Annotated in this window: 19 protein-coding genes and 4 tRNA genes; 14 read left to right on the top strand and 9 right to left on the bottom strand. The window is 59.8% G+C overall.

Annotated elements, in window-relative coordinates:
- Positions 1–166 precede the first annotated feature (166 nt).
- The 5 genes from pgi (at position 167) to LIS66_RS22745 (ending at position 8,589) form a co-directional block, all read left to right on the top strand.
- The gene (gene pgi / locus LIS66_RS22725) at positions 167–1,831 is read left to right on the top strand and encodes a glucose-6-phosphate isomerase (protein WP_042610471.1); all 1,665 of its coding nucleotides are present in this window, start codon (positions 167–169) and stop codon (positions 1,829–1,831) included.
- Positions 1,832–2,031: 200 nt separating this feature from the next.
- Positions 2,032–3,969 carry an acetate--CoA ligase gene (acs, locus tag LIS66_RS22730; protein ID WP_227973081.1) on the top strand — a complete coding sequence of 646 codons (1,938 nt, stop codon included), beginning with the start codon at positions 2,032–2,034 and terminating at the stop codon, positions 3,967–3,969.
- Positions 3,970–4,104: 135 nt separating this feature from the next.
- Positions 4,105–5,121 carry a class I SAM-dependent rRNA methyltransferase gene (locus tag LIS66_RS22735; RefSeq protein ID WP_227973082.1) on the top strand — a complete coding sequence of 339 codons (1,017 nt, stop codon included), beginning with the start codon at positions 4,105–4,107 and terminating at the stop codon, positions 5,119–5,121.
- A gap of 220 nt (positions 5,122–5,341) precedes the next feature.
- Complete coding sequence (locus LIS66_RS22740; protein ID WP_227973083.1) at positions 5,342–8,293, top strand: DUF748 domain-containing protein; 2,952 nt, start codon at positions 5,342–5,344, stop codon at positions 8,291–8,293.
- Positions 8,290–8,589, top strand: a complete 300-nt coding sequence (locus tag LIS66_RS22745) for a DUF2845 domain-containing protein (RefSeq protein WP_227973084.1) — start codon at positions 8,290–8,292, stop codon at positions 8,587–8,589. Before LIS66_RS22740 ends, LIS66_RS22745 begins: the two co-directional genes overlap by 4 nt.
- 267 nt (positions 8,590–8,856) lie before the next feature.
- Here the strand turns inward: LIS66_RS22745 and LIS66_RS22750 are convergent, their stop codons facing one another.
- Positions 8,857–9,210, bottom strand: coding sequence for a BON domain-containing protein (locus tag LIS66_RS22750; protein ID WP_064364127.1), 354 nt, complete (start codon positions 9,208–9,210; stop codon positions 8,857–8,859).
- A gap of 299 nt (positions 9,211–9,509) precedes the next feature.
- Positions 9,510–9,947, bottom strand: coding sequence for a pilin (locus LIS66_RS22755; protein WP_227973085.1), 438 nt, complete (start codon positions 9,945–9,947; stop codon positions 9,510–9,512).
- 226 nt (positions 9,948–10,173) lie between these two features.
- On the opposite strand from LIS66_RS22755, the gene pilB reads away from it, so the two are divergent.
- From pilB to yacG, 5 genes are read left to right on the top strand one after another with little or no spacing between them, the layout of a single operon-like run.
- A complete protein-coding gene (gene pilB / locus LIS66_RS22760; RefSeq protein WP_042610478.1) occupies positions 10,174–11,874 on the top strand; it encodes a type IV-A pilus assembly ATPase PilB in 1,701 nt (566 codons plus the stop codon).
- Positions 11,875–11,876: 2 nt separating this feature from the next.
- Positions 11,877–13,094, top strand: coding sequence for a type II secretion system F family protein (locus LIS66_RS22765; protein WP_065615667.1), 1,218 nt, complete (start codon positions 11,877–11,879; stop codon positions 13,092–13,094).
- 1 nt (position 13,095) lies between these two features.
- The gene (locus LIS66_RS22770; protein WP_227973086.1) at positions 13,096–13,968 is read left to right on the top strand and encodes a prepilin peptidase; all 873 of its coding nucleotides are present in this window, start codon (positions 13,096–13,098) and stop codon (positions 13,966–13,968) included.
- Complete coding sequence (gene coaE / locus LIS66_RS22775; protein ID WP_227973087.1) at positions 13,965–14,588, top strand: dephospho-CoA kinase; 624 nt, start codon at positions 13,965–13,967, stop codon at positions 14,586–14,588. The genes LIS66_RS22770 and coaE overlap by 4 nt, the downstream gene beginning before the upstream one ends.
- Positions 14,585–14,785: a DNA gyrase inhibitor YacG gene (yacG, locus tag LIS66_RS22780; protein ID WP_016773149.1), complete on the top strand. Its 201-nt coding sequence runs from the start codon at positions 14,585–14,587 to the stop codon at positions 14,783–14,785. Before coaE ends, yacG begins: the two co-directional genes overlap by 4 nt.
- Before the next feature lie 49 nt (positions 14,786–14,834).
- On the opposite strand, the gene LIS66_RS22785 is transcribed toward yacG, so the two are convergent.
- Positions 14,835–15,524, bottom strand: a complete 690-nt coding sequence (locus LIS66_RS22785) for an energy-coupling factor ABC transporter permease (RefSeq protein WP_083353590.1) — start codon at positions 15,522–15,524, stop codon at positions 14,835–14,837.
- A gap of 189 nt (positions 15,525–15,713) precedes the next feature.
- Here LIS66_RS22785 and LIS66_RS22790 point away from each other — a divergent pair, with 189 nt between their 5' ends.
- The 4 genes from LIS66_RS22790 (at position 15,714) to LIS66_RS22805 (ending at position 18,451) form a co-directional block, all read left to right on the top strand.
- A complete protein-coding gene (locus LIS66_RS22790) occupies positions 15,714–16,340 on the top strand; it encodes a DUF1780 domain-containing protein (protein ID WP_007909887.1) in 627 nt (208 codons plus the stop codon).
- On the top strand, positions 16,337–16,864 hold the full coding sequence (locus tag LIS66_RS22795; RefSeq protein WP_042610484.1) for an MOSC domain-containing protein: 528 nt from the start codon (positions 16,337–16,339) through the stop codon (positions 16,862–16,864). Before LIS66_RS22790 ends, LIS66_RS22795 begins: the two co-directional genes overlap by 4 nt.
- Before the next feature lie 51 nt (positions 16,865–16,915).
- Entirely contained in the window at positions 16,916–17,089 is a 174-nt protein-coding gene (locus LIS66_RS22800) for a DUF3094 domain-containing protein (RefSeq protein ID WP_007909875.1), read from the top strand.
- A gap of 63 nt (positions 17,090–17,152) precedes the next feature.
- Entirely contained in the window at positions 17,153–18,451 is a 1,299-nt protein-coding gene (locus LIS66_RS22805) for an NAD(P)/FAD-dependent oxidoreductase (RefSeq protein ID WP_227973088.1), read from the top strand.
- 246 nt (positions 18,452–18,697) lie between these two features.
- Here LIS66_RS22805 and LIS66_RS22810 read toward each other — a convergent pair whose 3' ends face one another.
- From LIS66_RS22810 to clpB, 6 genes are all read right to left on the bottom strand, one after another.
- On the bottom strand, positions 18,698–20,323 hold the full coding sequence (locus LIS66_RS22810; RefSeq protein WP_227973089.1) for a methyl-accepting chemotaxis protein: 1,626 nt from the start codon (positions 20,321–20,323) through the stop codon (positions 18,698–18,700).
- Between the two features lie 162 nt (positions 20,324–20,485).
- Positions 20,486–20,562, bottom strand: a tRNA-Pro gene (locus tag LIS66_RS22815).
- 97 nt (positions 20,563–20,659) lie between these two features.
- Positions 20,660–20,735 (bottom strand) — tRNA-Lys (locus LIS66_RS22820).
- 5 nt (positions 20,736–20,740) lie between these two features.
- A tRNA-Pro gene (locus LIS66_RS22825) sits at positions 20,741–20,817 on the bottom strand.
- Between the two features lie 9 nt (positions 20,818–20,826).
- A tRNA-Asn gene (locus LIS66_RS22830) sits at positions 20,827–20,902 on the bottom strand.
- A 297-nt stretch (positions 20,903–21,199) separates the two neighbouring features.
- Positions 21,200–23,764, bottom strand: coding sequence for an ATP-dependent chaperone ClpB (gene clpB / locus LIS66_RS22835; protein WP_016773142.1), 2,565 nt, complete (start codon positions 23,762–23,764; stop codon positions 21,200–21,202).
- Positions 23,765–23,871: the final 107 nt, after the last annotated feature.

The following is a 23,871-nucleotide window of genomic DNA, read 5'->3' on the forward strand; positions in this document are numbered from 1 at the left end:
CAGGGATCTGGTCAGACAAAGTCAAGACAGAACGCGGCGCGAGGTTTACTGTATTCGCCCTGTGTCCGGATATCGTGTCGACGCAGTTGATCCCATGCGCTAAAAGGGCATGGCTGATCTGTACCGTGTTCAAAAGGCCGTTCAAGTAAAAAGGAAAACCGCAGCGATGGCGTACTACCGCACTCCTCACGACGTTACCGCTCTGCCCGCCTGGCAAGCGTTGAAAGATCACCGCCAAGCCATGCAGGATTTCAGCATGCGCGAAGCCTTCAACGCCGATCCGCAGCGTTTCAATCAATTCACCCTCAGCAGCTGCGGCCTGTTTCTCGACTATTCGAAGAATTTGATCAACGCCGAGACCCGCAACCTGCTGGTGGGTCTGGCCAATGAAGTCGATCTGAAGGGCGCGATCCAAGCGCTGTTCGACGGCGAAATCGTCAACGCCTCCGAAGGCCGCCCGGCGCTGCACACCGCCCTGCGCCGCCCGGTCGGCGACAAGTTGTCGGTCAACGGTGTCAACGTGATGCCGGAAGTGCACAAGGTGCTGAACCAGATCACTGATCTGGTCGGGCGAATCCACGACGGCCTGTGGCGCGGTTACACCGAAAAGCCGATCACCGACGTGGTCAACATCGGCATCGGTGGTTCGTTCCTCGGCCCTGAACTGGTGTCCGAAGCGCTGCTGTCCTACGCGCAGAAGGGTGTGCGTTGCCATTATCTGGCGAACATCGACGGCAGTGAATTTCACGAGCTGACGCAGAAACTGCGCGCCGAGACCACGCTGTTCATCGTGTCGTCAAAGTCCTTCAACACCCTCGAAACCCTGAAGAATGCTCAGGCTGCACGCGCCTGGTACCTGGCGCAGGGCGGCTCCGAAGCCGAGCTGTATCGCCACTTCATCGCCGTATCGAGCAACAACGCCGCGGCCGTGGCCTTCGGTATCCGCGAAGAAAACATCTTCCCGATGTGGGACTGGGTCGGCGGTCGTTACTCGCTGTGGTCGGCCATCGGTTTGCCGATCGCCCTGGCCATCGGCATGTCCAACTTCAAGGAACTGCTGTCCGGTGCCTACACCATGGACCAGCATTTCCAGACCGCGCCGTTCGAACAGAACATGCCGGTGCTGCTGGCTCTGCTCGGCGTGTGGTACGGCAATTTCTGGGGCGCGCAAAGCCACGCGATCCTGCCGTACGACCACTACCTGCGCAATATCACCAAGCACCTGCAACAGTTGGACATGGAGTCCAACGGCAAGAGCGTGCGCCAGGACGGCACCTCGGTGTCGACCGATACCGGCCCGGTGATCTGGGGCGGCGTCGGCTGCAACGGTCAGCATGCTTACCACCAGTTGCTGCATCAGGGCACCCAGTTGATCCCGGCCGACTTCATTGTGCCGATCGTCAGCTTCAACCCGGTTTCCGACCATCACCAGTGGCTGTACGCCAACTGCCTGTCGCAGAGCCAGGCGCTGATGCTCGGCAAGACGTTGCCGGAAGCCGAAGCCGAACTGCGCGACAAAGGCATGAGCGAAGACGAAGTGCACAAACTGGCGCCACACAAGGTGATCCCGGGCAACCGTCCGAGCAACACCCTGGTGGTCGAACGCATCAGCCCGCGCCGCCTCGGCGCACTGGTTGCCATGTATGAGCACAAAGTGTTCGTGCAAAGCGTGGTCTGGGGCATCAATGCCTTCGACCAGTGGGGTGTGGAGTTGGGCAAGGAATTGGGCAAAGGCGTCTATAACCGTCTGGTCGGCAGCGACGAGACCGTGGCTGACGATGCCTCGACTCAGGGCCTGATCAACTACTTCCGCGGGCGTCATCGCGGCTAAAAACGGCCGTCGGTCTAACGCTGTTCCCCTGTGGGAGCGAGCCAGCTCGCGAAAGCGGTTTTTCATTCAACACCTTTGTTGATTGATACTCCGCCTTCGCGAGCAGGCTCGCTCCCACAGTTGTTTTGGCGCATGACTTGAACCTGCGCAGCGCTCGGCGCATCTTTATTCCTGTCGCACCACAAGAATAAGGAACCGTCATGTTCGATATCAGCACGTTCCCCGAAGCCGATGCCGTGCGCCAGGCTGCTCAGTTGAGCCAGGAAGACTACCGGCGGCTGTACCGCGAGTCGATTGAACACCCCAGCGCATTCTGGGCCGAGCAGGCCACGCGTTTTCTCGACTGGAGCACGCCGTGGCAGACCGTTCAGCGCTATGACCTGAAAACCGGTGAAGCGGCCTGGTTTGCCGGCGGCAAGCTCAACGTCAGCTACAACTGCATCGACCGTCACCTCGCACAACGTGGCGAACAGACCGCCCTGCTCTGGGAAGGCGACGACCCTGCCGAATCGGCGCAGATCACTTACAAGAAACTCCATCACCACGTCTGCCGCCTGGCCAATGTGCTGAAAAGCCGTGGCGTGAAGAAAGGCGACCGGGTGTGCATCTACATGCCGATGATCCCCGAAGCCGCCTACGCCATGCTTGCCTGTGCGCGGATCGGCGCGATTCATTCGGTGGTATTCGGCGGATTCTCGCCGGATTCCCTGCGCGACCGTATCCTCGACGCCGACTGCCGCACCGTCATCACTGCTGATGAAGGCGTACGCGGCGGGCGCTTCGTGCCACTGAAAAACAACGTCGACAAAGCCCTGCAAAGTTGCCCGAACGTCAGCACCGTTGTGGTCGTCCAGCGCACTCAGGGCGAGGTCGATTGGCTCGAGGGCCGCGACCTCTGGTATCACCAGGCCATACGCGAAGTCGACGACGATTGCCCACCGGAACCGATGGACGCCGAAGACCCGTTATTCATCCTCTACACCTCCGGCAGCACCGGCAAACCCAAAGGCGTGCTGCACACCACCGGCGGCTACCTGCTGCAAGCGGCAATGACCTTCAAGTACGTACTCGATTACCGCGACGGCGAAGTGTTCTGGTGCACCGCCGACGTCGGCTGGGTCACCGGCCACAGTTATATCGTCTACGGGCCGCTGGCCAACGGTGCGACCACACTCATGTTCGAAGGCGTGCCGAGCTACCCGAGCAGTTCGCGTTTCTGGCAGGTCATCGACAAACACAAGGTCAACATCTTCTACACCGCACCGACCGCCCTGCGCGCGCTGATGCGCGAGGGCGCCGGGCCGTTGAAGGAAACTTCGCGCGCAAGCCTGAGATTGCTCGGCAGCGTCGGTGAGCCGATCAACCCGGAAGCGTGGGACTGGTATTTCAACGTTGTCGGTGAACAGCGCTGCCCGATCGTCGACACCTGGTGGCAGACCGAAACCGGCGGCATCATGCTCAGCCCGCTGGTCAGCGCCCAACGGATCAAACCCGGCTGCGCGACGCAACCGATGTTCGGCGTGCAGCCGGTATTGCTTGATGAACACGGCAAGGAAATCCACGGCGCTGGCAGCGGCGTGCTGGCGATCAAATCGAGCTGGCCGGCGCAGATTCGCAGCGTCTACGGCGATCCACAGCGGATGATCGACACCTACTTCAAGCCCTACCCCGGCTATTACTTCACCGGCGACGGCGCCCGCCGCGATGAGGATGGCGATTACTGGATCACCGGGCGCATCGACGACGTGATCAACGTCTCCGGCCACCGTATCGGTACCGCCGAGGTGGAAAGCGCACTGGTGCTGCACGACAGCATCGCCGAAGCCGCCGTGGTCGGTTATCCACACGACGTCAAAGGCCAGGGCATCTATGCCTTTGTCACACCAATGAACGGCACCGAGGCCAACGAAGAGCTGAAGAAAGACTTGCTGGCGCATGTCAGCAAGGAGATCGGCAGCTTCGCCAAACCGGACCTGATCCAATGGGCACCGGCGCTGCCGAAAACCCGCTCGGGCAAGATCATGCGGCGGATCCTGCGCAAGATTGCCTGCAACGAGCTCGACAGTCTGGGCGACACCTCGACGCTGGCTGACCCAAGTGTGGTGCAGGACCTCGTTGACAAGCGGCTCAATACTTGAGAGCTGCAAGTTTCTAGCTACAAGCTGCAAGCTAAAGCGGTCCGCGCAGCTTTTCGCTTTTAGCTTGCAGCTAGAAACTTGCCGCTTGAAGCTCCCCGACTGCTAAGCTTCGCGTTTTTTCAGCAAGGCGCCCGCATGTCTTCCTTGAATCAGGCGCTGCGCGCCGCCCTCGATCAACGCCAGGACCTGCTCGCTGCGCTGCACAGCCAGGGCACCGATTGCTATCGGCTGTTCCATGGCAGCCAGGAAGGCGCTGGCGGCCTGACCATCGACCGCTACGGCCCGCAACTGCTGGTGCAGAGTTTTCATCAGACGCTGGAGCGTGACGACCTGCTGCAACTGCACGCCATGGTCAACCAGACGCTGGGCTTCGACACCCTGCTGGTCTACAACGACCGCTCCCGTGGCAATTCGCGGATTGATCGCGAGGACAGTGTCTATAAAGCCGATGACGCCGCACTGGCCGATCTGGTCGGCCATGAATGGGGCCTGAACTACCGCGTGCGCGGGCGTCATGCCGGGCAGGATCCGCTGTTGTTCCTCGACCTGCGCAATACGCGCGGCTGGGTCAAGGATCACGCGCAAGGAAAAAGCGTGCTCAACCTGTTCGCCTATACCTGTGGCGTTGGCCTCAGTGCTGCGGCCGGCGGTGCGCTCAAGGTGTGCAACCTCGATTTCGCCGAGGGCAATCTGGCGGTCGGTCGCGAGAACGGTTTGCTCAACCCGCAACTGCCGGAGATGCAATTCATTCAGTCCGATTACTTCCCGGCGATCCGTCAGCTTGCTGGCCTGCCGATCAGCCAGCGGCGCGGGCAGAAGTTGCCGAGCTATCAGCGCCTCGAACAGCGCCAATACGATCTGGTGCTGCTCGACCCGCCGGCGTGGGCGAAAAGCGCGTTCGGCACGGTCGACCTGCTGCGCGATTATCAAAGCCTGCTCAAACCCGCGCTGCTCACTACCGCCGATGACGGCGTGCTGATCTGCTGCAACAACCTGGCGAAAGTCAGCATGGACGACTGGCGCGAACAAGTGCTGCGCTGCGCCGAAAAAGCCGGCCGCCCAGTGCGTGAATGGAGCGTGATGACCCCGGGCGCCGACTTCCCCTCGCGTGATCAGCAGCCACCGCTGAAGACGCTGATCTTGCAGCTGTGATTGCTTTTTGACGACGCCGCGCCCGTTGTAGGAGTGAGCCTGCTCGCGATAGCGGTCTGTCAGTGACCAGAATTGCTGACTGACACTCCGCTATCGCGAGCAGGCTCACTCCTACAATGGGGATCTGTTCCTACAGAAATTTCTGAACAATCCTGTCCCACATCAAGCACTTCGGAACCAGAATCGCGTGCCATACTCCAAGGCACTCCGATTCAGACAGATGAAGCCGCACATGCCCAAAGGATTGATTCGCGCGATTGGCGCACTGCTGACAGCCCTGGCCCTCTACAGCCTGCTGGGGTTTCTGATCCTGCCGGGCATTGCCTTGCGTGTGGCCAACCAGCAACTGGCGAACTACGCGACGCTGCCAGCGCATTTGCAGCGTATCGAACTCAACCCGTTCAGCCTTGAGGTCACCCTGTGGGGCTTGGTCATCGGCGAGCCGGGCAAGGAACAGGTCGGCTTTGATCGTCTCTACGCCAACCTGCAAATCGACAGCCTGTGGACCAAAGCGCTGCACCTGTCGGACATCGAACTGGACAAACCCAAGAGCGAAATCCTCTTCGCCAAGGACGGCAAGCTCAACCTGCTGGGCCTGTTCAACGTGCCGCCGAGCGAGCCGACCCCCGCCGATCCCGACGCCAAGCCATTTCCGCTGCGCATCGACAACATCAAACTGGCCGGCGGCGTCGTGCATTTCGAGGACGCACGCCCCAGCGAGCCGATCGAATTCCTCTACGACGACCTCAGTTTCGAGCTGAAAAACCTCAGCACCCTGCCCGAAGACAGCGCCGACATGACCCTTATCGCGATCGGCCCCGCTGGCGGGCGGATCGACTGGACGGGCAACTTCAGCCTGATCCCGTTCACCTCCGAAGGCACCCTGAAAGTCACCGATGGCCAGATGAAATCCTTCTGGCCCTACGTCCGCGACGCCGTGCCGCTGGTACTGGAAAACGGCGTAGTCAGCCTCAGCACCGACTACAAACTCAACCTGTCGAAACAAACCGAACTGCTGCTGAACAACGTCGCGGTGAGCATCGCGCCGTTCGCCATCAAGGCCCCGGATGGACGCCCACTGGCCAGGCTCGAACGTCTCGACGTCAGCGAAACCTCGCTGGACCTGGCCAAGCAGCAAGTGGTGGTCGGCAAGATCCGCAGCAACAAGCTGGAAACCTGGGCGGCGCTGGAAGCCGATGGCCAACTGGACTGGCAGAAACTGTTCGCCAGCCAACCGTCGAAACCGGCTGCCAAAGCCGCTGCCGAACCGGCTGATGCACCAGCGGCCGCCGACTCGCCGAAGGCTGAATCGACTGCACCGAGCAAGCCATGGCAGGTGCTGGTCAAGGATGTGCAACTGCGCAACTACACGGTCCATCTCGCCGACCGTTCAGCACAGCCGGCGGTGGCGCTGGACATCACCCCACTGAACGTCGACCTGCAGGATTTCGACAGCCTCAACGGCTCGCCTTTCAAGCTCAGGCTCGACAGCGGCCTGGGCAAGCAAGGCAGGATCAGCGCCGACGGTACGGTCAATCTGGCCCCGGTGAATGCGCAGCTCAACGTGAAAACCCAGGATGTCGACCTGCGGGTCGCGCAATCCTATATCAACCCGTTCATTCGTCTGGAACTGCGCAGCGGCATGCTTGGCAGTGATCTCAGGGTCGACCTGAAAAGCACCGAACCGCTGGCCCTCAGCGTCACCGGCCGCGCACAGATCGATCAGTTGCACACCCTCGATACGCTCAAGACCCGCGACTTCCTGAAATGGCAGCAAGTGGTGGTCGACGGCATCAACTATCAGCACGGCGACAGCCTGTCGATCGACAAGGTCAACCTGTTACAGCCGTACGTGCGTTTCATGATCAACGACGACCGCACCACCAACGTCGACGATTTGCTGATTCCGCAACCGGCGGACAGCGGTGCAAAACCGGCCGGAAGCAAACCGGCCGGCAAGGACAAGCCGCTGGGCATTCATATTGGCGCGATTGCGATCAACGACGGCTCGGCCAACTTCGCCGATTTCAGCCTGACCCCGAATTTCGCTACCGCCGTGCAGCAGCTCAACGGCCAGATCGGCACCATCGACAGTCGTCAGGCAAAACCGGCCAGCGTCGACATCAAAGGCAAGGTCGACCGTTATGCGCCGGTGACGATCAAGGGTGCGGTCAATCCGTTCGACCCGATGGCCAGCCTCGACATCGCCACCAGTTTCAAACGCGTCGAACTGACGACCCTGACGCCCTACTCCGGCAAGTTCGCCGGGTACCGTATCCGCAAGGGCCGGCTGAATCTTGACCTGCATTACCTGATCACCAAGGGTCAGTTGAAGGCCGAGAACAAGGTCGTGGTCGAGCAACTGCAACTGGGCGAGAAAGTCGACAGCCCCGATGCGGTGAGTCTGCCGCTGAAACTGGCGATCGCCCTGCTCAAGGACGTCGACGGCAAGATCTCCATCGAATTGCCGGTGACCGGCGACCTGAACAATCCGCAGTTCAGCGTGATGCCGATCGTCTGGCAGACCCTGCGCAACCTCATCGTCAAAGCCGCCGCCGCGCCGTTCAAGATGATCGGTGGGCTGGTCAGTGGTGGCGGCTCCGAAGACCTCGGCACCGTATCCTTCGCGCCGGGCTCCAGCGACTTGAGCAAAGACGCCGAAGCGGCGCTGGTGAAACTGTCGCAAGCGCTCAAGGAGCGTCCGGCGCTACGCCTGGAAATTGAAGGCACTGCCGCGAAAAGCAGCGACGGGCCGTTGCTCGCCGAGCAGCGTCTGGAACGCGAATACCAGTACAACTACTACAAGATGCTCCAGCGCCGTGGCGATAAAGTCCCGGCCCAGGCCTCGCTGCTGCAAGTGCCGGAAGGCGAGAAAGGCGCGCTGCTCGAAGGTATCTACCGCACCCGCCTGAAAACCCAGCCGCCAGCAGAATGGAAGGATCTGGGCAAGGAAGAACGCACGGCAAAAATGCGCCAGGGCGTGATCGCGTTCTGGAGTGGTAGCGACGTGCTGCTGCGACAGTTGGGCCAGGATCGCGCCAGCACCATCAAGGATTATCTGGTCGACAAGGGCAAGCTCGAGGATGACCGGGTGTACTTCATCGACGCCAACCTCGGCGAAGCCGAAAGCGATGGCCGCGTGGTAACGCAAATGCATCTGGATGCCGAATGATCATGCGTAACTGGCTGGCGATGATCGCTCTGATATGTGTTGCTGGCCACGCGTCGGCTTCGGACACTTTGCGCTGCGGCAGCCAGTTGATCAGCCTCGGCGACCGCACGAGCGAGGTGCTGCAAAAATGTGGCGAGCCGGCCGGCCGGGACGTGCTCGGCTACAAGCGCAGTGCCAATCGGCGCGAAGAGTTTCAGGTCGAGGAATGGACCTACGGCCCGAACAACGGCATGTACCAGTACCTGCGTTTCGAAGGCAATCGCCTGCGGCAGATCAACAGCAAACGCGGTAACTGATCAATACATCATCCCTGTAGGAGTGAGCCTGCTCGCGATCGCAGTTTGTCAGTCGAGACATCAGTCAACTGACAGACCGCTATCGCGAGCAGGCTCACTCCTACATTTGCTTTGTGTGACCCATGAATAGAACAGGCCCCGACACAAGTGCCGGGGCCTGTAATGGTCACATCCGTGTGACCGTTCGCATGAACTCTAAAGTTGCGGCAGACGTATTGCTCGGCCCGTCTGTCGCGTCTTCTCCCGGTTCAGGCGAGAAGTCTTGCCTTAGTCGGCTTTCAGGCCGTCAGCAGAAACTGCTTTAACGCCTTTGATTTTCTTGGTGATGTTCACCGCGGTGGTTTTCTGAGCTTCGGTAACAGCTACGTCAGAAGACAGGGAAACTACACCCTTGTTGGTTTCGACTTTGATGTCGGTGCCTGGAATACCTTTTTCGGTAACCAGATCGCTTTTCACTTTGGTGGTGATCCAAGTGTCGGAAGTAGCTTCTTTAGCCTTGGTAACTTCACCGGCAGCCAGAACCATTGGCGCTTGGGTAGCCTGAGCGGACTGGGCGAAAGCGCCACCAGCCATGGTCAGGGTCAGAGCGGTAGCAGCGGCAGTGATAGCGAACTTCTTCATACGAGTAACTCCTGTTTTTACTGGAAGTCTGCTGTAACGCTTGTCAGCAGGGTTACCGGAGATATTGCGAACGCTGTGCCAACTTTTTCGACCGTATAAAATCGTTTAAAAACAGAGAGTTATGAAAAACGCTGATTTTCATTTTCATGCAAAATGCATGACTCACCTCAATTTCGCATGCAAGTTGCGGTTTTTTGGAAAGTTCATAAGCTGCTGAAATTATTGGAGCTTTTGTGAAGTGCTCGCGAAAAGAAAATGCCCCGCGGTGCGGGGCATTCGGGCTTCAGGCGCGAACCGGATTACGCACCGCTGGCCGTGCAGCCACGAGGCGAGTAATCGGCGTTGACAGTTGTCGCGCAGGTCCATGCGCCTGAAGTATTGCCCGTGGCGGATCCTGATCGAGAAAGCGTGACGGTTTTACCCAGAACCGGACCCGGCGCGTTAAGCAAGGTACAAGTGATTGATCCTGCGCCTGTAGACGCGGTGCCTGTAACCGCCAACGTACAGTTGGAAGTGGCAGTAGTACCGTTGGCGACGTTCGTCAGATCCGGGGTGCCGCCCTGATTGATCGTGTCCTCGAACGGTACTTTGAGCGCAGTAATCTCCGCCAGCCCCGCCGTCACCTTCGACCGCGCCTGATATTTCGAATACTGCGGCAGGGCGATTGTCGCCAGAATGCCGATGATCGCCACAACGATCAGCAGCTCGATCAATGTAAAGCCTTGTTGTTTTTTCATAGACACGCTCCATGCATGAGTCGAAATCTCATGATCTGAACAAGGCTCAGCACAGCCCATGCCAACGCCCTTTTGGCCCTGTCTGCTGGGCGCGCGCATTCCCCGACGCCGTTTCCTACAACCGGCAACCGCACTATCTGACACTTTTTGTCACCTGCACCGGCCGTGTTTGGCGCTGTCACTTGACTAGGCTATAAGTCATGAACGGCAAGCGTGCGGAATCCCCATGAATGACATCGCTCTGAGCGGTCTGGCCAAGCAATTGGTCCAGGCCGAATTGCTCACGGAAACAAGCGCCCGGCAATCCTGGGCGCAGGCCCAGCGCAATCGTGTGTCGCTGGTCAATTACCTGGTGCACAACAAACTGGTCAACAGCCGGCAGATCGCCGAGATTGCCTCGGAACATTTCGGCATGGCCCTGCTCGATCTCAATTGCCTCGACAAAGAGACCCAGCCCAAGGGCCTGGTTAGCGAAAAACTGGTTCGCCAGCACTGCGCCCTGCCCCTGTGGCGACGTGGCAACAAATTGTTCGTGGGTCTATCCGACCCGAGCAATCAGCAGGCAATCAGCGACATCCAGTTCAGCACCGGCCTGAGCACCGAAGCGATTCTGGTCGAGGACGACAAGCTCAGCGACGCCATCGACAAGTTCTTCGACAGCCATGCTTCGGGCCTGGAAGAAATGGCCGATGTCGATCTCGACGGCCTCGACGTCGAGTCCATCGATGACAACAAGCAGGACGTTATCGGCGGCCTCGATGCGGACGATGCTCCAGTCGTGCGCTTCGTGCACAAGATGCTGCTCGATGCGATCAAGAGCGGCTCTTCCGACCTGCATTTCGAGCCCTACGAGAAAAACTACCGGGTACGCATGCGCACCGACGGCATGCTGCGCGAGGTGGCCAAGCCGCCGATCCAGTTGGCCGGGCGCATCGCCGCACGTTTGAAGGTCATGGCCAGCCTCGATATTTCGGAACGGCGCAAACCCCAGGACGGGCGGATCAAGATGCGCCTGTCGAAAAGCAAATCCATCGATTTCCGCGTCAACACCCTGCCGACCCTGTGGGGCGAAAAAGTGGTGATCCGGATTCTCGACCCGTCCAGTGCGCAAATGGGCATCGACGCCTTGGGTTACGAGGCCGAACAAAAAGCCTTGTACCTCGCTGCGCTGAAACAGCCGCAAGGGATGATTCTGGTCACCGGGCCCACCGGTTCCGGTAAAACCGTGTCGCTGTACACCGGGCTGAACATCCTCAACACCGTCGACATCAACATCTCCACCGCCGAAGACCCGGTGGAGATCAACATGGAAGGCATCAACCAGGTCAACGTCAATCCCCGCCAGGGGCTGGATTTCGCTCAGGCCCTGCGTTCGTTTCTGCGTCAGGACCCGGATGTGATCATGGTCGGCGAGATCCGCGACCTGGAAACCGCCGAGATCGCGATCAAGGCTGCGCAGACCGGTCACCTGGTGCTGTCGACCCTGCACACCAACAGCGCAGCGGAAACCCTCACGCGCCTGCACAACATGGGCATTCCCGGTTTCAACATCGCCACCTCGGTGAGCCTGATCATCGCCCAGCGTCTGGCGCGCAAATTGTGCGCGCACTGCAAGCGGCCGCTGGAGATCCCGCACGAAACCTTGCTCAAGGAAGGCTTCCCCGAGGAACGCATCGGTCATTTCACGATCTACGAGCCGGTCGGTTGCGATCACTGCAATGGCGGTTACAAAGGACGCGTGGGGATTTATGAAGTGGTAAAAAACACACCGGACCTGCAACGGCTGATCATGGCCGAAGGCAATTCGCTGGAGATCGACATCCAGATGCGCCGCGACGGTTTCGCCGACCTGCGCACCTCCGGGCTGCACAAGGCCATGCAAGGCATCACCAGCCTTGAGGAAATCAACCGGGTCACCAAGGATTGAACATGGCGGTCAAGGCAGCAAAAGTCAGCGTTTACGCCTGGGAAGGCACGGATCGCAAAGGCAGCAAAGTCAGCGGCGAGTTGAGTGGGCAGAATCCCGCACTGATCAAGGCGCAGCTGCGCAAACAGGGGATCAACCCGGGCAAGGTGCGCAAGAAATCCGCCTCCCTGCTGAGCTTCGGCAAACGCATCAAGCCGCAGGACATCGCCTTGTTCACCCGGCAGATGGCGACCATGATGAAGGCCGGCGTGCCGCTGTTGCAGTCCTTCGACATCATCGGCGAGGGCTTCGAAAACCCGGCCATGCGCAAACTCGTCGACGAGGTCAAACAGGAGGTCGCCGCCGGTAACAGCTTCGCCACGTCATTGCGCAAAAAACCGCAATACTTCGACGAGTTGTACTGCAATCTGGTCGACGCTGGCGAGCAGTCCGGTGCCCTCGATACCTTGCTCGAACGCGTCGCGACCTATAAGGAAAAAAGCGAAGCGCTCAAGGCCAAGATCAAGAAGGCGATGACTTACCCTACTGCCGTGGTGCTGGTGGCGGCAGTGGTGACCGGTATTCTGCTGGTCAAAGTGGTGCCGCAGTTCCAGTCGGTGTTTTCCGGGTTCGGCGCCGAATTGCCGGGCTTCACTCTGATGATCATCAGCCTGTCGGAGTTCATGCAGCAGTGGTGGTGGGCGATTCTCTTTGCCTTGGTCGCGGCGTTTTTCGGCACTCGCCACGCGCTGAAGACTTCGCAGGCCCTGCGCGACCGTCGCGATGCCTGGCTACTGAAGCTGCCGCTGGTGGGCACCTTGATGTACAAGTCCGCCGTTGCACGTTTTGCCCGCACCTTGTCGACTACATTCGCAGCCGGTGTGCCGTTGGTGGAAGCGCTCGATTCGGTCGCCGGCGCCACCGGCAACGTGGTGTTCAAGCGTGCGGTGCTGCGGGTCCGGCAGGACGTGTCGACCGGCATGCAGCTGAATTTCTCGATGCGCAGCACCGGTGTATTCCCCAACATGGCGGTACAAATGACCGCCATCGGCGAGGAGTCCGGGGCACTGGATGACATGCTCGACAAGGTTGCCAGTTTCTATGAGGCCGAAGTCGATAACATGGTCGACAACCTCACCAGCCTGATGGAGCCGTTTATCATGGTGGTGCTGGGGGTCATCGTCGGTGGACTGGTGGTGGCCATGTACCTGCCGATCTTCCAACTCGGCTCAGCGATCTGACATGCCTATCGACGAACTGTTTGCCGTGTACCCGCTGGCCTTTGTGCTCACCGCGCTGCTGCTTGGTCTGGTGGTCGGCAGCTTCCTCAATGTTGTGGTCTGGCGTCTGCCGAAAATGCTCGAGCGCGACTGGCGCCAGCAGGCCCATGATGTGCTCGGCCTGCCCATTGAAACACCTGCGCCGACTTACAACCTGATGCTGCCACATTCCGCGTGCCCGCATTGCGGACACCGGATCCGCCCTTGGGAAAATATTCCGCTGCTCAGTTATCTGTTGCTGCGCGGGCGCTGCTCGGCCTGCTCGGCACCGATCAGCAGACGTTACCCGCTGACCGAACTGACCTGCGGCCTGCTCTCGGCGTTCATCGCCTGGCACCTTGGCTTCGGCTGGCCGGCGGGTTTGCTGATCTTGCTGACGTGGGGCTTGCTGGCGATGAGTCTGATCGACTGCGAGCATCAACTGCTGCCCGATGTGCTGGTGCTACCGATGTTGTGGCTGGGGCTGATCGTCAATAGCTTCAGCGTATTCGTGCCGTTGTCCGATGCGCTGTGGGGCGCGGTCGCGGGTTATCTGGCGCTGTGGTCGGTGTTCTGGCTGTTCAAGTTACTCACCGGCAAGGACGGCATCGGCCATGGCGATTTCAAGCTGCTGGCCTTGCTCGGTGCATGGGGTGGCTGGCAGGTTCTGCCGCTGACCATTCTGTTGTCATCGCTGGTGGGGGCGATTTTGGGCGTCGTCATGCTGCGTCTGCGCGCCCAGGAAACCTCGACGCCGATCCCGTTCGGGCCCTTTCTGGCAATTGCCGGCTGGATTGCCTTGCTCTGGGGTGGTCAAATAACCGACTTCTATTGGCAGTCTGTCGGTTTGAAATGAATACCCCTGTGGAAAAACCCTGGATTCTCGGCCTGACCGGCGGCATCGGCAGCGGCAAAAGCGCGGCGGCCCAGCACTTCATCGACCTCGGTGTGCATGTGGTGGATGCCGATCACGCCGCGCGCTGGGTGGTCGAGCCGGGACGTCCGGCGCTGGCGAAGATCGCCGAACATTTCGGCCCCAGCGTGTTGCAGGCCGACGGTACACTCGACCGTGCCGCTCTGCGCAAACTGATCTTCGAAGACCCTGAACAACGGCGTTGGCTCGAAGCGCTGCTGCACCCGTTGATCGGCGAAGAGATCGCTCATCATCTGGCGCAGGCAAAATCGCCTTACGCGATTCTGGTTTCACCGTTGCTGATCGAGTCCGGGCAATACGCGATAACCCAACGTATCCTGGTCATCGATGCGCCACAGCAACTGCAGATCGAACGCACCCTGCAGCGAGACCAGACCAGCGAACAACAAGTGCAAGCGATCCTCAAGGCGCAATCGAGCCGTGAAGACCGCGTGAGCCGTGCCGACGACGTGATCGTCAACGACCGCGACCTCGCCTGGCTGCACAGCGAGGTCGAGCGTCTGCATCACTTTTATCTGACTTTATCCGGAGGCCAAGCATGAGCCAGATCCCAACCGTTGAATGCCCAACCTGCGGCGCCCCCGTCGAATTCACCCCGGCGAACAAATTCCGTCCGTTCTGCTCTGATCGCTGCAAACTGATCGACCTCGGCGCCTGGGCCTCGGAAGAGCACAAGATTCCGGTCGCCCCTGACGCCGAAGACGAGTTGTTTTCCGGCGATTTCGATCCGCGTCACTGATCGCTGATCGGGGTCGCATAAGCCCGCAAGCATGGCGGTTCGATGTGGATCAAGACTTCGGATCGTCATCCTTCCATGGCGCCGAGAGGTAGCGGGTGCGGTTGAAGGTCTCCAGCCACTCCGGGCAGAACACCACCAACGCACTGACCACCATGCCGTTGATGAAAGCTTCGGGAAACAGCAGCAGCCACAGGTAACCGACGAAATCTTCCAGCCACTCCGGCATGGCGAACAGGCCGTCGTACCACAGCAGCGTCAGGCTCAGGATCAGGCACACCAGCCCGGACAACGCGGCGGCAAAGAAGCCGGAACAGAAGATGTAAACGAACGGATTTCGTGGCTGCGCGCGCTCGACAAGGATCGCCACGCATTCGGTGACCAATACCGGTAACAGGATCAGCAACGCGCCATTGACCCCAACCGCAGCCAGATCCTGACGGCCCAACAGCACCAGACCGGTCTGCGCGATCAGCCCGCCGACGATCGCCAGCGGCCAATCGAGCAGCAGCGTGACCGCCGTCATGCCGATGAAGTGATAAGACACGCCGGTATCGAAATCCCTGCGCACCAGCCACAGCAGGAACAGCGCGAACACCGTGCCGAACAGCAAGTGCTGACGACGACTGTCGCTGAACAGCTCGACCCACGGCGCGCGCATGATCGCCCAGAGCAGCACCGGCAGATAAATCAGCCAGCCGAGCGTCAGGCTTGCCGTTGAAAGCAGTTCGGCACCGATCATGATTCCCTCACCTGCTACTCGACACGCTTTTTGTAGGAGCTGCCGAAGGCTGCGATCTTTTGATCTTTTTTATAAAAGCAAAAGATCGCAGCCTTCGGCAGCTCCTACAAGGGCGCAATCGCACGGCGTTTATATCTGGGCCAATGCAAAGCTATCTGCCTGTCGCATTTGGACGCTAAGCTTGGGCTTATGGATGATTCAGATTATTTACGCCTGCTGACCATCGCGGCCGAGCAAGCCAACGCGTTCCTGTCCAATGCCCGCAAATGGGAGCGTGAGCGTTGGGTCTGCCAGCGCCTGCTGCAAGGTTTGAACATTCCCTATCGCGCCGACGAGTTCGCCCCGGCCGGGGAGCCGCCTGACGTGTTGTTCCGCGATGCCAATTTCGAAGTTTTTTTCGTCCTCGACGAAGGCCGTCGCCTCAACGATGAATGGCGCGATGAATTGCAGCGCCGGCGCAGCGCGTTTTCCCTGAGCCAACTGGTGCGCCGCGAAGCCAAACCGAAACGCATCCCGGCCAATGAATTCCTCCTGCGTCTGGCGCCGACCCTGCGCAAGAAGGCGCACAACTACAAGGAACGCGGCATGGATCTGGGTGAACTGGACATCATCGCCTTCGCCAGCCTCAAACGCGAAGTGCTGGACCTCAACAGTCATTTCCCGCCACCGACCGAATACCTGCGCCAGGGCTGGCGCTCGCTGTCACTGGTCGGCCCGACGTTCGCCCGCGTGCTGTTCGCCCACCCCGACGCACCGGACTTTCTGCGCAGCAACCTTGGCCGCAGCATCGTCTTCGACGTGGGCATCAGTCTGTGACGCCGCTGCAGCAGTTGATCGCCGAAGTACCGCAAACAGGTCGAGTGCGCTGGATCGGCGTGCGTCCGGCGTCGCGTGGGCCGATGCTTGAGCTCGACGCGGTCGAGGCGCGACTGGAAGCCGGACTCACCGGCGACCACGCCAGACCGGGCGTGCGCAACGCGCGTCAGGTGACGCTGATTCAATGGGAACACCTGGCGGTGATCAACGCCTTGATGGGCCGTCCCGACGATCAACCTATCGGGCCTGAAGATCTGCGGCGCAATCTCGTTATAAGCGGAATCAATTTGTTTAGCCTGAAGGGGCGGCGCTTTCGCATCGGGCAGGCGATACTCGAAACCACTGGCTGGTGTCAGCCCTGCGCACGTTTGCAGAACAATCTCGGTCCGGGCACTTTTCAAGCCGTGCGCGGGCATGGCGGGATCACCGCCCGAGTGTTACAAAGCGGCATCATTCGCCTCGACGACAGTGTGAGCGTCGAACCGGTCCCGGACAGCGGCTACGCTGCGTTCCACCCCGGCTGAAAACCGCTGTAGCCTGTGCTCATTCAGTAACGTCTACCTGACGAGGCAAATATGACCAGCCGCCTGAACCCCGAAGACCAAAAGCATGTCGAAGAGTACCTGCAACTGTCCCAACACCGTGTCGAGCGCCGGCCTTTCCGGCCGTGGATGCTCCTGGTGCTGGTACTGGCGGTGACCATTGGTCTGGGCCTGTTGAGCCGATTTATCAGTTACCTGACGTTATGAGCTGCCTTGCGCTCCCTCGGGTAACCGCACCGATTTCCTTTAAAAACCTTGCGAGTTATCCCTATGTCCCATCGTATTGTCATTGTCGGCGGCGGCGCCGGCGGTCTGGAGTTGGCTACCCGTCTGGGTAAGACTCTGGGCAAACGCGGCACGGCCAGCGTCATGCTGGTCGACGCGAACCTGACCCACATCTGGAAACCGCTGCTGCACGAAGTCGCTGCCGGTTCCCTGAACTCTTCCGAAGACGAACTCAACTATGTCGCCCAGGCGAAATGGAACCACTTCGAGTTCCAGCTCGGGCGCATGAGCGGGCTTGATCGCGCGCAGAAGAAAATCCAGCTGGCCGCCACCTACGACGAAAACGGCGTCGAGCTGGTGCCGGCGCGTGAAGTGGCTTACGACTCGCTGGTAATCAGCGTCGGCAGCACCACCAACGATTTCGGCACCCAGGGTGCGGCGCAGCACTGCCTGTTCCTCGATACGCGCAAACAGGCCGAGCGCTTCCATCAGCAATTGCTCAATCACTATCTGCGCGCCCACGCCGGGCAGACCGATGTGGTCGAGCAGATCAGCGTGGCCATCGTCGGCGCCGGCGCCACAGGCGTCGAACTGGCGGCCGAGCTGCACAACGCCGCCCATGAACTGGCGGCGTATGGTCTGGACCGGATCAAACCGGAAAACATGCACATCACGCTGATCGAAGCCGGCCCGCGAGTGCTGCCTGCCCTGCCAGAGCGCATCAGCGGGCCGGTGCACAAGACCCTGGAGAAGCTCGGGGTCAATGTGATGACCAACGCCGCGGTCAGCGAAGTCACCGCCGACAGCCTGATCACCGCCGATGGCAACGAGATCAAGGCCGGCCTGAAAGTCTGGGCCGCCGGTATTCGCGCACCGGGTTTCCTCAAGGACATCGACGGTCTGGAAACCAACCGCATCAATCAGCTGCAAGTACTGCCAACCCTGCAAACTACCCGCGACGAAAACATCTTTGCCTTCGGTGACTGCGCGGCCTGCCCGCAGCCGGGCACCGATCGCAACGTCCCGCCGCGTGCACAAGCTGCGCACCAGCAGGCGTCGTTGCTGGCCAAGTCGCTGAAACTGCGTATCGAAGGCAAGAGCCTGCCGCAGTACAAGTACACCGACTACGGCTCGCTGATTTCGCTGTCGCGTTTTTCTGCTGTGGGTAACCTGATGGGCAACCTGACCGGCAGCGTCATGCTTGAAGGCTGGCTGGCGCGGATGTTCTACGTGTCGCTGTACCGCATGCACCAGATGGCGCTGTATGGTCCGTTCCGCACGGCGATGCTGATGCTGGGCAGCAAGATTGGCCGTGGTACCGAGCCGCGTCTGAAATTGCACTAAAGCGCAAACCTGTGGGAGCGAGCTTGCTCGCGAAAGCGGTGGGTCAGTCAACACTGTCGTTGAATGATCCGGCCCCTTCGCGAGCAGGCTCGCTCCCACATTGTCTTGTGTTGTGCGCAATTCAGCAGACGACCACGATATATGTAGGAGTGAGCCTGCTCGCGATGGCGATCTATCCTTCACTCATGCAATGCCTGAACCACCGCTATCGCGAGCAGGCTCACTCCTACAATTGATCTCTGTTCATCAGAGCTGGAAGCGTCGCACCATGCCTTGCAGGGCATTGGCCAGTTGCGACAGCTCATGGCTCGACGCGCTGGTCTGATCGGCTCCTGCGGCCGAACGCACCGACAAATCACGAATATTCACCAGATTGCGATCCACCTCCCGCGCCACCTGCGCCTGTTCTTCAGCGGCGCTGGCGATGACTAGGTTGCGCTCGTGAATCTCGTGCACCGAAGCCGTAATCGTCACCAGCGCCTCACCCGCCCGCTCAGCCAGGACCAGCGTGCTCGCCGCACGGGAAGCGCTGGCCTGCATTGAATCCAGCGCCAGGCTCGAGCCGCTGCGCATGCCTTGCACCATTTGCTCGATTTCCTGCGTCGATTGCTGGGTCCGATACGCCAGTGCGCGCACCTCATCGGCCACTACCGCAAAACCTCGACCGCTTTCACCCGCGCGTGCCGCTTCAATGGCCGCGTTGAGCGCCAGCAGATTGGTCTGCTCGGCGATAGCCCGAATCACGTCCAGAACCTTACCGATGTCTTGCGACTGATTGGCCAGCGACTGCACCAATTCGCCGGTGTTCTGCACATCACTGGCCAAGGCGCTGATAGCGCTGGCGGTTTCGCTGACGCGCTCCTGGCCCAACTGCGCCGACTGACTGGATTGACGCGTGGCATCGGACGTCGATACCGCGTTGCGCGCGACCTCCTCCACCGCAGCGGTCATCTGATTGACCGCCGTGGCGGCTTGTTCGATTTCGTTGTTCTGCTGCTGCAGCCCTTGGGTGCTGTCGACGGTGACGGCGCTCAGTTCGTCAGCGGCGGTGGCCAACTGCGTGGCTGAGCCGCTGATGCCTTGCAGGGTCTCGCGCAGGTTTTGCTGCATCGTCGCCAGGGCCTTGAGCAAGCGGCTGACTTCGTCGTTGCCATGGGTTTCGATGGGGCGGGTCAGATCGCCCTGCGCCACGCTTTCCGCGGCGCTTACGGCGCTGCTCAGCGGGCGCACGATACTGCGTGTGAGCAGCATCGCCAGTGCCACCGTGGCCAGCGCTGCCAAGGCAATGAACAGCGTGACGATGGTCCGCGAGGTTTCGTAATGCGCGGCGGACTTCTCGCTTTCAGCTGCGACCTGCCGAGCGAACAGATCGGCCAGATCGTTGAGTTGCTTGCCGGAGCCGTCGACCACGGTCTTCATATCAACCAGCAGCAATTTGGTCAGCTCTTCACGCTTGCCTTGCTCGGCGAGGGTGAATGACTGGGCAATGCCGGTGCGATAGGCGGCGAAGGTTTTCTTGAACTGGTCATACAGCTGCTGACCCTCGGCAGTGTCGACCAGTTTGTCGTAGGCGGCGATCTTCTCGCTCAGCTCCTTGTCGCGGGTGTCCATCTGGCCGCGATAGGTGGCGATGTTGGCCGGATCCTGATCGAGCGCCATGCGCAGGGAAATGGTGCGGATGCGCAGCATCAGTTCGCGGATCTCGTCGCCGCCACGAATACTTGGCAACCAGCGGTTCTCCACCGCTACCTCACTGTCGCGAATGCTCGACATCTGCCCCAGCGCAAACACACCGAGCAAGGCCACCAACACCGCGATCAGGGCAAATCCCAGGGCAGCCCGGGGAGCAATATTCAACTGACGAAGCAACATGACGAACGCCCTTATTCTTGTAATGGCCAGATTCAAGGGGCGAAGCGTTGGCAGTCCCCTCTTGTTAGCGGGCTATCGGCAGGTTGTATGACGACTTGAAGGGATTCGCCTTTCGGCAGGCAAAAAAAATCCCCGTATCTTTCGACACGAGGATTTTCAATATGGTCGGGGTAAGGGGATTCGAACTCCTGACATCCTGCTCCCAAAGCAGGCGCGCTACCGGACTGCGCTATACCCCGGTAAAAAAAAGGCGACCTTTCAAAGATCGCCTTCTTCGATCAGCGCTTTTGGCCTCTGATCTTAAGATTCGATCCCAGCGCTAACTGGTTTCAAAAATGGTGGGTCGTGTGGGATTCGAACCTACGACCAATTGGTTAAAAGCCAACTGCTCTACCAACTGAGCTAACGACCCAAATATGGTCGGGGTAAGGGGATTCGAACTCCTGACATCCTGCTCCCAAAGCAGGCGCGCTACCGGACTGCGCTATACCCCGATTTGAAATTGGCTCCGTGACCAGGACTCGAACCTGGGACCCAATGATTAACAGTCATTTGCTCTACCGACTGAGCTATCACGGAACTACATATTTCAAGTTACAACGGTGAAGCCTTGTTGCTTCTCGCCACCCGTTCGCATCGCTGCGTTCGTGTGTCTGAGGCGCGCTATTCTACAACCTAGAACACCTCTGTCAACCCCCTAAATTGCTTTCAAGTTAATGATTTGCAACTTATTTCAGATTCCAACCCGGTGGGTTGAAACGCTGCCGGTGACTGACTGCGGGGCGCACTTTACAAGCCTTTTCCTTTGAGTTCAACAGCCTGGCGAAAAAAAGGCCTCGCAATGCGAGGCCTTCCCGGTTTCATTGCTGCTGAGGCTTAGCCGAAAACGATTTCGTCGTTCTCGACCTTGCCAGTGGCGGTGTCGCCTGGCATGAAATGTCCCGACAGGATCAACTGCGCCAGCGGGTTTTCGATCCAGCGCTGGATCGCCCGTTTCAAAGGACGCGCGCCATACACCGGGTCGTAACCGACGGCGATCAGCTTGTCCATCGCCTCCGGACTCAGCTCCAGCTTCAGCTCGCGCTCGGCCAGGCGACTGCGCAGACGGCCCAGCTGGATCTCGGTAATCCCGGCGATCTGGTCGCGTGCCAGCGGCTCGAAGATCACCACTTCGTCGACGCGGTTGATGAACTCCGGCCGGAAGTGCGACGTCAGCGCGTCCATCACCGCGGCACGCTGCGCTTCACGATCACCGACCAGCTCCTGGATCTGCATCGAGCCGAGGTTGGACGTCATCACGATCACCGTGTTGCGGAAGTCCACCGTACGCCCGTGACTGTCGGTCAGACGGCCATCCTCGAGCACTTGCAGGAGGATATTGAACACATCCGGGTGCGCCTTCTCGACTTCATCCATGAGGATCACCGAATACGGCTTGCGACGCACCGCTTCGGTCAGATAGCCGCCCTCTTCATAGCCGACGTAGCCCGGTGGCGCACCAATCAGACGAGCCACCGAATGTTTTTCCATGAACTCGGACATGTCGATCCGCACCATTGCCTCTTCCGTGTCGAAGAGGAATTCGGCCAGCGCCTTGCACAGCTCGGTTTTACCGACACCGGTCGGGCCGAGGAACATGAACGAGCCGCTCGGACGATTCGGGTCGGACAACCCGGCACGGGAACGCCGCACGGCGTTGGCCACGGCCACGACCGCCTCTTCCTGACCGATTACCCGTTTATGCAACAGGCTTTCCATCTTCATCAGCTTGTCGCGCTCGCCTTCGAGCATTTTCGACACCGGGATGCCGGTCCACTTCGACACGACTTCGGCGATCTCTTCCTCGGTCACCTTGCTGCGCAGCAACTGATTTTCGCTCTTGCCGTGCTGGTCGACCATCTGCAGGCTGCGCTCCAGATCCGGGATCACCCCGTACTGCAACTCGGCCATGCGGTTCAAGTCACCTTTGCGGCGCGCCGCTTCCAGTTCCTGACGCGACTGTTCGATCTTCTGTTGAATCTGCGCAGAGCCCTGCACCTCGGCTTTTTCCGAATTCCAGATTTCTTCCAGATCGGAATACTCACGCTCGTGACGCTCGATTTCTTCCTGGAGTTTTTCCAGACGTTTCTTCGCCGCGTCGTCGCTTTCTTTCTTCAGTGCCTGGGATTCCACTTTCAGCTGAATCAGGCGTCGCTCGAGACGATCGAGTACTTCCGGTTTGGAGTCGATCTCCATGCGGATGCGGCTGGCGGCCTCGTCGATCAGGTCGATGGCCTTGTCCGGCAGCTGCCGGTCAGTGATGTAGCGATGGCTGAGCTTGGCCGCGGCGATGATCGCGCCGTCAGTGATCGCCACCTTGTGGTGAACCTCGTAACGTTCCTTGAGGCCACGCAGAATGGCGATGGTGTCTTCTTCGCTTGGCTCGTCCACCAGGACTTTCTGGAAACGCCGCTCGAGCGCCGCGTCCTTCTCTATATATTGGCGGTACTCGTTGAGCGTGGTCGCGCCGACGCAGTGCAACTCGCCACGGGCCAGCGCGGGTTTGAGCATGTTACCGGCGTCCATCGAGCCTTCGCCTTTACCGGCGCCGACCATAGTGTGCAGTTCGTCGATGAACAGAATGATCTGCCCTTCCTGCTTCGACAGTTCGTTGAGCAGGCCTTTGAGGCGCTCTTCGAACTCACCGCGATACTTGGCACCGGCGATCAGTGCGCCCATGTCCAGCGACAGCAGGCGTTTGCCCTTGAGGCCGTCCGGCACTTCGCCATTGATGATGCGCTGGGCCAGACCTTCAGCGATCGCGGTTTTACCCACGCCAGGTTCACCGATGAGGACCGGGTTGTTCTTGGTACGGCGTTGCAGAACCTGAATGGTCCGACGGATTTCGTCGTCACGGCCGATCACCGGATCGAGCTTGCCGTCCTCGGCGCGCTTGGTCAGGTCGACGGTGTACTTGTCCAGTGCCTGCCGCGACTCTTCGTGGTTGGCGTCATTCACCGCTTCGCCGCCACGCAAGTTATTGATCGCGTTTTCCAGGGCTTTCTTGCTCACGCCCTGGCCGAGCAGCAACTTGCCGAGCTTGCTGTTTTCGTCCATTGCGGCGAGCAGCACCAGTTCGCTGGAGATGAACTGGTCGCCTTTCTGCTGGGCCAGACGGTCAGCCTGATTGAGCAGGCGCGCCAGATCCTGCGACATATTCACGTCGCCGGTCGGGTTCTGGATTTTCGGTAATTGGTCGAGCTCTTTGGTCAGCTCTTTACGCAAGCTGTTGACGTCGAAGCCTACTTGCATCAACAGCGGCTTGATCGAACCGCCCTGCTGTTCAAGCATGGCCTGCATCAAGTGCGCCGGCTCGATGGCCGGATGATCGTGGCCAACCGCCAACGACTGGGCGTCGGACAGGGCCAACTGCAATTTGCTGGTTAAACGGTCTATACGCATGGGTCACCTTCCTTTTGAGCAGGCCGGACCTAAGAAACCATCCTGAATAAAGAAACCTGCCAGATACCACTGTAGATGCGGTCGATTCTGGGAGATTCAAGCGTCGG

This window comes from Pseudomonas sp. HN2 (assembly GCF_020736465.1).
Lineage (GTDB): Bacteria > Pseudomonadota > Gammaproteobacteria > Pseudomonadales > Pseudomonadaceae > Aquipseudomonas > Aquipseudomonas moraviensis_A.

Excerpts from the sequence above, each read along its gene's own strand:
- pgi (WP_042610471.1), top strand. The coding sequence starts at position 167 with ATGGCGTACTACCGCACTCCTCACGACGTTACCGCTCTGCCCGCCTGG.
- acs (WP_227973081.1), top strand. The coding sequence starts at position 2,032 with ATGTTCGATATCAGCACGTTCCCCGAAGCCGATGCCGTGCGCCAGGCT.
- LIS66_RS22735 (WP_227973082.1), top strand. The coding sequence starts at position 4,105 with ATGTCTTCCTTGAATCAGGCGCTGCGCGCCGCCCTCGATCAACGCCAG.
- LIS66_RS22740 (WP_227973083.1), top strand. The coding sequence starts at position 5,342 with ATGAAGCCGCACATGCCCAAAGGATTGATTCGCGCGATTGGCGCACTG.
- LIS66_RS22745 (WP_227973084.1), top strand. The coding sequence starts at position 8,290 with ATGATCATGCGTAACTGGCTGGCGATGATCGCTCTGATATGTGTTGCT.
- LIS66_RS22750 (WP_064364127.1), bottom strand. The coding sequence starts at position 9,210 with ATGAAGAAGTTCGCTATCACTGCCGCTGCTACCGCTCTGACCCTGACC.
- LIS66_RS22755 (WP_227973085.1), bottom strand. The coding sequence starts at position 9,947 with ATGAAAAAACAACAAGGCTTTACATTGATCGAGCTGCTGATCGTTGTG.
- pilB (WP_042610478.1), top strand. The coding sequence starts at position 10,174 with ATGAATGACATCGCTCTGAGCGGTCTGGCCAAGCAATTGGTCCAGGCC.
- LIS66_RS22765 (WP_065615667.1), top strand. The coding sequence starts at position 11,877 with ATGGCGGTCAAGGCAGCAAAAGTCAGCGTTTACGCCTGGGAAGGCACG.
- LIS66_RS22770 (WP_227973086.1), top strand. The coding sequence starts at position 13,096 with ATGCCTATCGACGAACTGTTTGCCGTGTACCCGCTGGCCTTTGTGCTC.
- coaE (WP_227973087.1), top strand. The coding sequence starts at position 13,965 with ATGAATACCCCTGTGGAAAAACCCTGGATTCTCGGCCTGACCGGCGGC.
- yacG (WP_016773149.1), top strand. The coding sequence starts at position 14,585 with ATGAGCCAGATCCCAACCGTTGAATGCCCAACCTGCGGCGCCCCCGTC.
- LIS66_RS22785 (WP_083353590.1), bottom strand. The coding sequence starts at position 15,524 with ATGATCGGTGCCGAACTGCTTTCAACGGCAAGCCTGACGCTCGGCTGG.
- LIS66_RS22790 (WP_007909887.1), top strand. The coding sequence starts at position 15,714 with ATGGATGATTCAGATTATTTACGCCTGCTGACCATCGCGGCCGAGCAA.
- LIS66_RS22800 (WP_007909875.1), top strand. The coding sequence starts at position 16,916 with ATGACCAGCCGCCTGAACCCCGAAGACCAAAAGCATGTCGAAGAGTAC.
- LIS66_RS22805 (WP_227973088.1), top strand. The coding sequence starts at position 17,153 with ATGTCCCATCGTATTGTCATTGTCGGCGGCGGCGCCGGCGGTCTGGAG.
- LIS66_RS22810 (WP_227973089.1), bottom strand. The coding sequence starts at position 20,323 with ATGTTGCTTCGTCAGTTGAATATTGCTCCCCGGGCTGCCCTGGGATTT.
- clpB (WP_016773142.1), bottom strand. The coding sequence starts at position 23,764 with ATGCGTATAGACCGTTTAACCAGCAAATTGCAGTTGGCCCTGTCCGAC.